General features: G+C 37.9%; 10 protein-coding genes and 4 pseudogenes. 8 read left to right on the plus strand and 6 right to left on the minus strand.

What is annotated here, in order from left to right:
- The 3 genes and pseudogenes from ACYVR3_RS15620 to ACYVR3_RS15630 all read left to right on the plus strand — a co-directional run.
- Positions 1-399: recombinase family protein (locus ACYVR3_RS15620; protein WP_461244961.1), on the plus strand; the 399-nt coding region annotated here is incomplete at its 5' end.
- 62 nt (positions 400-461) lie between these two features.
- Positions 462-569 (plus strand): annotated as a pseudogene (locus ACYVR3_RS15625) (helix-turn-helix domain-containing protein); the annotation flags it as partial.
- A 140-nt stretch (positions 570-709) separates the two neighbouring features.
- On the plus strand, positions 710-1,480 hold the full coding sequence (locus tag ACYVR3_RS15630; protein WP_225425844.1) for a phage minor head protein: 771 nt from the start codon (positions 710-712) through the stop codon (positions 1,478-1,480).
- 117 nt (positions 1,481-1,597) lie between these two features.
- On the opposite strand, the gene ACYVR3_RS15635 is transcribed toward ACYVR3_RS15630, so the two are convergent.
- The 3 genes from ACYVR3_RS15635 to ACYVR3_RS15645 form a co-directional block, all read right to left on the minus strand.
- Positions 1,598-1,846: a GlsB/YeaQ/YmgE family stress response membrane protein gene (locus tag ACYVR3_RS15635; RefSeq protein WP_003606447.1), complete on the minus strand. Its 249-nt coding sequence runs from the start codon at positions 1,844-1,846 to the stop codon at positions 1,598-1,600.
- A 457-nt stretch (positions 1,847-2,303) separates the two neighbouring features.
- Positions 2,304-2,633, minus strand: coding sequence for a DUF5388 domain-containing protein (locus tag ACYVR3_RS15640; RefSeq protein ID WP_041816175.1), 330 nt, complete (start codon positions 2,631-2,633; stop codon positions 2,304-2,306).
- Positions 2,626-3,435: a ParA family protein gene (locus ACYVR3_RS15645; RefSeq protein WP_015474642.1), complete on the minus strand. Its 810-nt coding sequence runs from the start codon at positions 3,433-3,435 to the stop codon at positions 2,626-2,628. The genes ACYVR3_RS15640 and ACYVR3_RS15645 overlap by 8 nt, the downstream gene beginning before the upstream one ends.
- A 975-nt stretch (positions 3,436-4,410) precedes the next feature.
- On the opposite strand from ACYVR3_RS15645, the gene ACYVR3_RS15650 reads away from it, so the two are divergent.
- The gene (locus ACYVR3_RS15650) at positions 4,411-4,689 is read left to right on the plus strand and encodes a BRCT domain-containing protein (RefSeq protein WP_024855821.1); all 279 of its coding nucleotides are present in this window, start codon (positions 4,411-4,413) and stop codon (positions 4,687-4,689) included.
- Positions 4,690-5,113: 424 nt separating this feature from the next.
- On the opposite strand, the pseudogene ACYVR3_RS15655 reads toward ACYVR3_RS15650, so the two are convergent.
- Positions 5,114-5,486, minus strand: a pseudogene (locus ACYVR3_RS15655) (helix-turn-helix domain-containing protein).
- A gap of 73 nt (positions 5,487-5,559) precedes the next feature.
- Here ACYVR3_RS15655 and ACYVR3_RS15660 point away from each other — a divergent pair.
- From ACYVR3_RS15660 to ACYVR3_RS15670, 3 genes and pseudogenes are all read left to right on the plus strand, one after another.
- A pseudogene (locus ACYVR3_RS15660) lies at positions 5,560-6,189 on the plus strand (replication initiator protein A); the annotation flags it as partial.
- A 154-nt stretch (positions 6,190-6,343) separates the two neighbouring features.
- Positions 6,344-6,541, plus strand: coding sequence for a hypothetical protein (locus ACYVR3_RS15665; RefSeq protein WP_076633348.1), 198 nt, complete (start codon positions 6,344-6,346; stop codon positions 6,539-6,541).
- Position 6,542: 1 nt separating this feature from the next.
- Positions 6,543-7,231: pseudogene (locus tag ACYVR3_RS15670) on the plus strand (zeta toxin family protein).
- Here the strand turns inward: ACYVR3_RS15670 and ACYVR3_RS15675 are convergent.
- Together ACYVR3_RS15675 and ACYVR3_RS15680 are read right to left on the minus strand one after the other, a co-directional pair.
- On the minus strand, positions 7,221-7,499 hold the full coding sequence (locus ACYVR3_RS15675; RefSeq protein WP_461244963.1) for a hypothetical protein: 279 nt from the start codon (positions 7,497-7,499) through the stop codon (positions 7,221-7,223). The pseudogene ACYVR3_RS15670 and the gene ACYVR3_RS15675 sit on opposite strands and share 11 nt — an antisense overlap.
- A gap of 22 nt (positions 7,500-7,521) precedes the next feature.
- On the minus strand, positions 7,522-7,749 hold the full coding sequence (locus ACYVR3_RS15680; protein ID WP_071665499.1) for a hypothetical protein: 228 nt from the start codon (positions 7,747-7,749) through the stop codon (positions 7,522-7,524).
- A gap of 255 nt (positions 7,750-8,004) precedes the next feature.
- Here ACYVR3_RS15680 and ACYVR3_RS15685 point away from each other — a divergent pair.
- Positions 8,005-8,317, plus strand: a 313-nt coding sequence (locus ACYVR3_RS15685; protein WP_461244962.1) for a MobA/MobL family protein, incomplete at its 3' end; no start/stop codon positions are given.

The following is an 8,317-nucleotide window of genomic DNA, read 5'->3' on the forward strand; positions in this document are numbered from 1 at the left end:
AAGTTGGATCGGTTTGCACGGAACACGCGCGAGGCATTAGCCATTATCCAAGAGTTGTTTAAAGAAAATGTCAAAGTCAACATTTTGAATATGGGCTTAATTGACAATACGCCGACTGGCCAATTAGTCTTTACAATATTTAGCGCCTTTGCGCAGTTTGAACGCGATATGATTGTCACGCGCACACAAGAAGGTAAATTGTATGCCAAGCAACATGATCCGTTGTTTCGGGAAGGGCGACCGAAAACGTATTCTGATGAACAGATCAGATTTGCTTATGAGTTGCGAAAACAAGGCATGACTTATAAGATGATTGAACGAAAGACGGGGATTAGTAAACGCACGCAGCAGCGACGGTTTAAGTTAATTGAGAAACCAAGTGATACTTCTAAAATCTAAGACAGGTAAAGTTCTCCATAATTGTTAGACAAGAAATCTAACAGTTATGGAGCACTTTTTCTATGGTCAAATATAGTTCAGAATTAAAAGCAGAAGTCGTTAGTGAATATCTTCAAGGTGACATTAGTATCAGTCTTCTTTCAAAGAAACGTAACTTGCTGGCAATCCAATATCAGAATTAATTTGCCTGTTGTTTCGATCATATTTCCAAAACATCCAAGCAAAAAAGTTATCTTCAAGATAATCAGTACATTCAACATTGTCGTTGCCAATCAATTGAAGGATTTGGTCAACTCTAGTTTTGTCACTAGTGAATATAGCAATATATACTGCATCATCTACCTTTTACCAAGCAATTGATGAAATGCTAGCTAACGCTAGTCCTAGTGACAAATTGTCTAAACGCTTGCAAGCAATCTTTGCCCAAGCATCTATTTCTCGGCGTGATATGTTGGGTGCAATGATTGGCGCCGGTATGAATATTGCTACAGCAAAAAGTGAATCATTTGCAGTGAATGAACTTAAACAGCAGTATATCGATGGCTATAATAATTCAAGCCCTAATAAACTATCAACAGTTCCAGATAAAGTAGCCAACCAAGCTGAGTATTCTCAACGAATTTGGGTGCATGGCGACGTCATGACGACACGAATGAAAGAAACCCTGAACAAGGGTTTGAGTCGCCGCATGAAAAAATCAGACATCAATAAAATGACCCGCAGTATTCCTCAAAGCGGTGATCGAATTGATGACAATTTAGCAACGCCTATGAACCAAATGCTATCCAGAATTCATACGTTAACAACTAATGAAGCTATACGCAATAGCAACGGTGGTAAGAATAGAGCGTATGATGAACAGAATGTTCAGTATGTGATGTGGTTAACCGAGGAAGATGATCGTGTTTGTGATATTTGTGAACCACTTGATAGACAAAAATTTGCCTATGGACAAGCACCGATTCCAGTCACGGATACTCATCCAAGGTGTCGTTGCCAGCTGGTAGCCTGTGATGAAGATGGGAATCTGCTGTCTGGTGAACTTGATAGGGTATTTAAGGAACAAAAAAAGCCCACTTAGTTTAAAACTAAGTGGGTCAGGAATATTATTAATTGGCTTCGCTCACAACAAAGTCGAGGGGTGCTAACTAAGTTAGCATCTATAATTAGTATAAGAACCTTAAATGAAGCTTAAAAACTAATTCTTTGATTTACCGACAAAGAAAGAAACTACAGCAACAACAATTACTGCTCCAATAATTGAAGGAATAATTGCCATTCCGGCTAATTGAGGGCCCCAAGATCCGAGTATAGCTTCTCCAATAGAGGAACCAACTAATCCGGCAACAATATTAGCAATCCACCCCATTGATTTTCCTTTGCTAGTAATTGCTCCAGCAATAGCACCAATGATGGCACCAATAATTAAAACCCATAACCAATGCATAAAACATCATCCTCTCTTATTTTTCGAAGGATGTTTTTTAGATTTGTTATAGTTTTGGATTTCTTTAAAAATGGCTAATAAAAGTTGAGATATAGAAATGATAATTGATATTTTTGACCAAAGTCTAAATCTTTTCATATGAAATCCTCCATTATCTAAATTGCATCCTTCTAAATCTAATTATAGACAATTGAATATTTGCATACAAGTTATTCGATTGTGCCATTCTTTTTAAAATAGGAATTTTTGATTTGCCTTTTTCTCAATTACAGGCGTTAAAGAATAATCGATTTATTTATTGCACTTACAAACAAATTAGCATACGGACTTAAAAAGGAGTTTTGATGATGAAAACAAATTTGCAATCTACCAAAGAGGACTTTTTTTGTACATTCTGCTTCATTTAAACGGACAAGTATACGTCTAAAAGCTGAACGTGTTGTCTGAGCGCGCGTGATTATTTACTTTTTACGCGTACATCACGTTTTTCTAAAGAATCAATTTGAAATTCTAATTCTTTACGTTCGTCTGAAGTCAAAGATTCAATATAAACAGATAAAGCTACTTCAATAGCTGCCTTTTGATTGTCACTATACCCTAATACAGCCATTGCTTGCAATTTGTTTCTAATGTGGTTGTTGATTTTTAGGTTTGTGTCAAAAGTAACCGAAGCAACTTGATTTTGTGGGGTTTTAATTCCTTTATTTGAATTTGAAAAATCCGAAATTTCAGCCTGCTTATCTGGCTTAATTGGGTTGCGGTTAGACCGAATCAATTTATTAGCCATTTTCAATTGCCTCCATTCTTTTTAGCATCTCGTCAGTTACGTCTTTGTATACTTTGAATACACGCCTATCAAACTGAGTATTGAAAGTAATACCAGTTATTCCATAACGCTTGATCCTCTGCATCGAGTGAATTTTATGTTTAAAAATGTTTTCAGTTCCAAATTGATTAATAGCATTTTGAATAGTTGCTTCATCTACAGGAGCTCCGGCTTGCAATAGAACAGCCAATATACCAACGATTTCCAAACGGGGAGCCTTGTAGGTATCAATAACTTGTTCCTGGATATACTCTATAAATGCTTGAGCTCCCTCAAAACTATGTTCATGAGTTTGCATAACAATTACACAATAATCGCTGGCATACAATGCTGAATCGGTGATTAACGAGATAGTAGGCGGCGTATCTATGATGACATAATCATATTTATCTTTAATAGGCTTGATAAGATTACTGAATTCTTTGACGCGTTCATTATAGTCTTTGATTTTTTCCATATAGCGTGGGAAAAGAGCAAAGTCAGGTGCAGAAGCTAGGATATCGAAGTTTTCTTTTATATGTATTAAAGATTGAGTTAAATCGCCATCTTCAATACTAGCCATGAGAGATTTTTTAAAATGGCCAACTTTTCCATCAATATTAACTTTAGTATTCAAGAGTAGATTTGTGGCGTTTCCTTGGGGGTCCAAATCAACTAGTAGTGTTTTGTAACCACGATTGCTAAGGTCTAGAGCTACTAATGTTGAATTACTAGTTTTTCCAACTCCGCCTTTAAAATTTCCAAATGTTATGGTTTGTGTCATGATAATGCCTCCTAACGATTGTTGTTATATTAGCACTATATCGTTTTTGAATCAACACTATATAGTGCTATAGTGCGCTAGTTCTTTGGTTCTTTAGTTCTATAATGCTGTTGTTCTGTAGTGCTTATGTTCTATAGTGCTGTAGTTCTTTAGTTCCGTAGTGCTAGCACTACCGTATAGCTTTAAGCCCTATGTGCAAGCATTTACTAAAAGAAAAAACAGTGCCGTAGTTCTTTAGTTCCGTAGTTCTATAGTTCTATAGTTCTGTAGTGCTTATATTCCGTAGTGCTGTAGTTCTTTTGTTCTATAGTGTTGTAGTGCTGTAGTGCTAGTTTTTAAAACCATTGACTTTTGTTGTGGTTGAGCTATAATTCTAAATGAAATCGATAAATAGAACATAAAAAAACACCCACCAACAGCCATTGGTGAGCGCCACAAAAATCATTTGATTAATGGTTATTATATCATGGCCGGTGCGATTTTTAAAGCCCTAGGGGACAAGCTGGGGTCTAAATCCAAGGGGACACGTTTGCCAGTGCGACTTCAATAAGTCTGGCTATACCACAACAAGGTCATCTGTACGGCTGGGTGGTGAATGGTGAGCGCGACCATTAACGGCGCGGGTGGTAAAACGAAGCTTCGGCTTGGTGCTACTGATTAGTTGGTGATCGAACAAACATAAATACGTATTGCCAACGCCTACTAGGGCGTTTTTTAGTAGGTTAAACCGAAAACGTAGGTTTATAATGAGTGGTGGTAGCAATACCGCAATTGTACAGACAAGCGACGGGCGTTAACGACCGACGAACTAGGGGGAAACCTTAGCGTAGAATTGCACTCTGGTTCAGTTATTCCAAATAGCTGTTTCCAGGGAACAATTCTGCGCTCAAAACGTCACTCCCTCTAAACTGAATGGAAAACCATAACCCGTCAAGTCAAAACCAACATTAGAATCAAGAAAGTTGATGATTTAAAATGCTTGATTTAAGAGATTGTGAGATTGCTTTTACCGGACGTCTAACTACCATGAATCGGGATCAAGCTTTTAGTTTGGCGAAAGTCTTTGGGGCGAAACCACAAAATTGGGTTACGAAACAGACAGATTATTTAGTGGTTGGGTTAATTGAGACGGCTTTAGGTGAGGAGCCCATCACAAAAAAGTTATTGACGGGAACACCAACGATTTCAGAACGGGATTTTTTGGACTGGTGTCAGGCACGATTGGCGCAATGGTCTAGGAGTTTAGGCGGTTAAATTCACAAAGTGAGTTTACTGATTTTGTGGGGATTTTTCATCTAGACCACTCCTCTACCGTCAAATTTCACAAAGGAAAAATAACGGATCGTTGTTTTATCAGGGAGTGAGGGGGTTACTTGGGATGAGCCGCATTATGTTAACTAGCTTAAAATTGCACAATAAAAAGGCCTACCCAATTGAGGATAGACCTTTTTACTTTATTCAGCTTTGTCATCTACTTTAATCTCAGCACTAGTTGAGGTCACATTAGAAACGTTCGCACTAGTTGGTGCTTTATCAGCTTGGCTAGCGGAGTCCACCTCGTTTGTAACATGTTCTAAGGTGCCTGTCGTGTCCTGTGAGACGTTTACAGTTTGTACGTCTGTAATTACACCTAGCATACCTAAAATGGTCAGAACCGTGTTAATGGTAGATTGCAAATTTAATCCGAATTTTTGGACAAATTTGTCAGCATAATCTGATACGGTGTTTGCCAGTCGAGTATTTTAAGCGGTCGCTGGTTAATTTGGAGTAACGTCGTCGTTAAATCTTGAGCACTAATGTGCTCAAAACGAGTCCCTTTAGGATAAAAATAACGTAAATTCCGATTAAAGCGTTCATTACTACCCACATCGTGATCGCTTGTATTCGGCATCTGTTTGTGCTAATTCAGCCTGATAAGGTTGACATCGAGATAATTCATAAGAAATTGTTGACGGTGATCGGTTCAACCGAACGCCCATTTGGATATTGGACAGCCCTAGTTCACAAAAGGTTTCGATTTTAATTCGTTCGGAATAGGTTATACTAGACAGGTTCTAAGCACCATTTTAAAGGAAGCTGATCTTTTTTGTCCGAACAGCGGTCGGATTAATTTTACAATCTACCTATCTGTCCAAGCTCGATGTGAAAGCAACCGATGTCTATTTACGCGGCAAATTTGGTCAAAAAAGCTCTCAAACCCTTGCTACGAGCGGAAGTTCAAAAAATGGACTTAATCTATATAGAGAACCTAAAGAAAGAGACAAAAACAGATACAATATAGATACTCAAAAGTTGAACTTTTCCACAGCATGTTTCTCACCAGATGAAATCGAAAAGCAAAACCATGATCTCATAAATCATGCTAATGACTTCTTAACTGATGAAGACAGTGGGCTCCCCGTTTTCTTAGAACCCGAAGCCGTGCAATTACTTAGCCTCTGGTGCCGAACTCCACAACAAATGCGCCGGTTCATTGGCATTATCTTAAATGCTAAGTACCGAGTTGAGAAGGATCATCAGGACATTGGCGTTCTAATCCCACTAGACGATGAAGAACTAAAATCTTTGATGACTAAAGCCTTGAGACGCTACTTTAACGCCCTAAGAAGCAATGAAAAGCATATCAAGAACGTGGAAAACTACTTGTACGGCACCATGCAAAACCTATTTGGCGTTTGGTGGAATAAACAAGCGGCTAGAGAATATGCGGCCAAACACCCCGAAGAACAGAACACTGACAATGAGCGTTCTTGAAATTAAACGTCATATGGACTCATTTAAGCCGTTTTAAGTGTTACATGCATAATTATATTAAAACTGCTTTAAAATCGCTTAGAAGTAAAAATAGGTGCCTTAAGTGGCCGAATTGACGATAGCTGAGCTATAAAACGGGATAGGAGCTTTTTAAATGACCAAACCCAGCAAAGAAATCGAAACAATTGATCAATTGTTGGCTGACCCCTGGGCAGTCAATATTCAAGACATTTGGGAACAAGCGGCATATAATCCAGATCCTGATAAACGCAAGCTGTTTGACGCGTTACACACTTACCTCTTAGATAAACGTCAAGAGAAGATTATCAACGAAAAGCATTTCGTGATTTAACATGAGTGAGCTAAAGAGATACATCATCGTTGCGGGGATAAACGGCGCTGGTAAAAGCACTTTATATCGCGCGAGACCCGAATTATTTACTCACTCCAAACGATTAAATGCCGATGAAATCCTACAAAAAATGGGTGGCGATTGGTATAAAGATCGTGATAACTTTAGGGCAATGCGAGAAGAAATAAAACAATTCCAGCGGCTTTAGATATCGGGCGGAGTATCCATGTTGAAACAACCTTGTCTGGGCAAGGAAAGGCACAATTAAATTTAATCGATCGGGCTCACCAAAATGTTTTGAAGTAACACTTTTATATGTGGCTTTAAAAAGCGAAAAAGTTGCAATTAATCGGGTTCATGAGCGGGTCAAAAAGGGTGGGCACGGTGTATCAGATGAAGTTGTTAAAAAGCGATATAATCAATCAAATCAAAATTTAGCAGCAGTTGCATTCAAAGCTGATAATGTCGTGATCTACGATAATAGCCAAAAATTTGTGTGAGTTTACAGACGAGAACACGACCAGGTGATCAAAAATAATTTGCATAACTTTCCTTGGATAAATCCCAAAATCACCTTTGAGTCAGCTATACAGAAACAACTAAATGACTTTGTTAAAAATAATCCAGATTTAAAAATTAGAAATCCCATTAATGATTCAGAAAATAAAAAACGATCGGGCTAGTTATTAGGCTGATCGTTTTTGAATTTATCCGGTTTATGGGTGTTAACATAGTCAGCAAATGTTTTTAAAAGTTCTTCGGTTTGTTCGACCGAGAGGTTATTAGCTTGAAAGTACTTTTCTAATAAAGCCCCTTTTTGAATTAATCGGCGAGAACGGGCTTTACGGGCTTGCCGATTTTCATAGTATTTAGATTGTCGTAATTTAAAATCTTCCCGATCAATTTTTTGTTTTAAACGCGCTTGCTTCTCGACTAGTTTTTCATATTGATTAGGAATGGAATTTCCCCATCTCGTATGGCTAATGATCTACGGACTTTACCTTTAAAAATTCAGAAAATTGCTTAGCTAAAAGCTTAATCTGATCGTTAGACAAATTAGCATAATCTAAATTGGCTTGACTGATGATTTGTTTACCTAGCCGTTGTTCAATCTTATTTTTTTCGTCCTTAATTTTCTGATTAAGGGCTTTTAATTTAGCTTCTTGTTTTTCTAAGTTACTTTTAGACATAACGATTCCTCCAATCATATTAGAAATAATCACCGAAACTATATCATATAGGAAACGTTAAGTCAAAGTATAAAAGTTGAAATAGCGAAGCGGAAGGCATACACTAAAAATAAATTCAGGAGAATCAGCAGACCGAGTGAAACTAGGTCAATGTGCGCACTTACACACAACAACTAAAGTTGGTTGTGTTATTATGCTAAACCCTTGTATCAGAAGTCGCCGTTGGCGACAACAAAAGCAAACCCATAAACCCAAAAAAAGGTGGTGACCGACATGGCAATTTTTCACATGAGTTTTCAAAATATTAGTGCTGGTAAAGGACGTAGTGCCATTGCTGGATCTGCTTATCGAAGTGGTGAAAAGTTATTCGATCAAAAAGAAGGACGAAGCTATTTTTATGCTCGGTCAGTCACGCCAGAAAGCTTTATTTTGACACCAAAGAATGCGCCAGCATGGGCGAGTGATAGAGAGAAATTATGGAATGAAGTCGAAAGAAAAGATCGGCGAGCAAATTCACGCTATGCAAAAGAGTTTAACGTGGCTTTACCAGTTGAATTAAGTGAAGATGAACAGAAAGAATTATTGA

Source organism: Secundilactobacillus muriivasis, from assembly GCF_054785195.1.

What these genes read in the sequence shown, in the direction of transcription:
- ACYVR3_RS15635 (WP_003606447.1), bottom strand. Translation starts at nt 1,846, where the DNA reads ATGCATTGGTTATGGGTTTTAATTATTGGTGCCATCATTGGTGCTATT.
- ACYVR3_RS15640 (WP_041816175.1), bottom strand. Translation starts at nt 2,633, where the DNA reads ATGGCTAATAAATTGATTCGGTCTAACCGCAACCCAATTAAGCCAGAT.
- ACYVR3_RS15645 (WP_015474642.1), bottom strand. Translation starts at nt 3,435, where the DNA reads ATGACACAAACCATAACATTTGGAAATTTTAAAGGCGGAGTTGGAAAA.
- ACYVR3_RS15650 (WP_024855821.1), top strand. Translation starts at nt 4,411, where the DNA reads ATGCTTGATTTAAGAGATTGTGAGATTGCTTTTACCGGACGTCTAACT.
- ACYVR3_RS15665 (WP_076633348.1), top strand. Translation starts at nt 6,344, where the DNA reads ATGACCAAACCCAGCAAAGAAATCGAAACAATTGATCAATTGTTGGCT.
- ACYVR3_RS15680 (WP_071665499.1), bottom strand. Translation starts at nt 7,749, where the DNA reads ATGATTGGAGGAATCGTTATGTCTAAAAGTAACTTAGAAAAACAAGAA.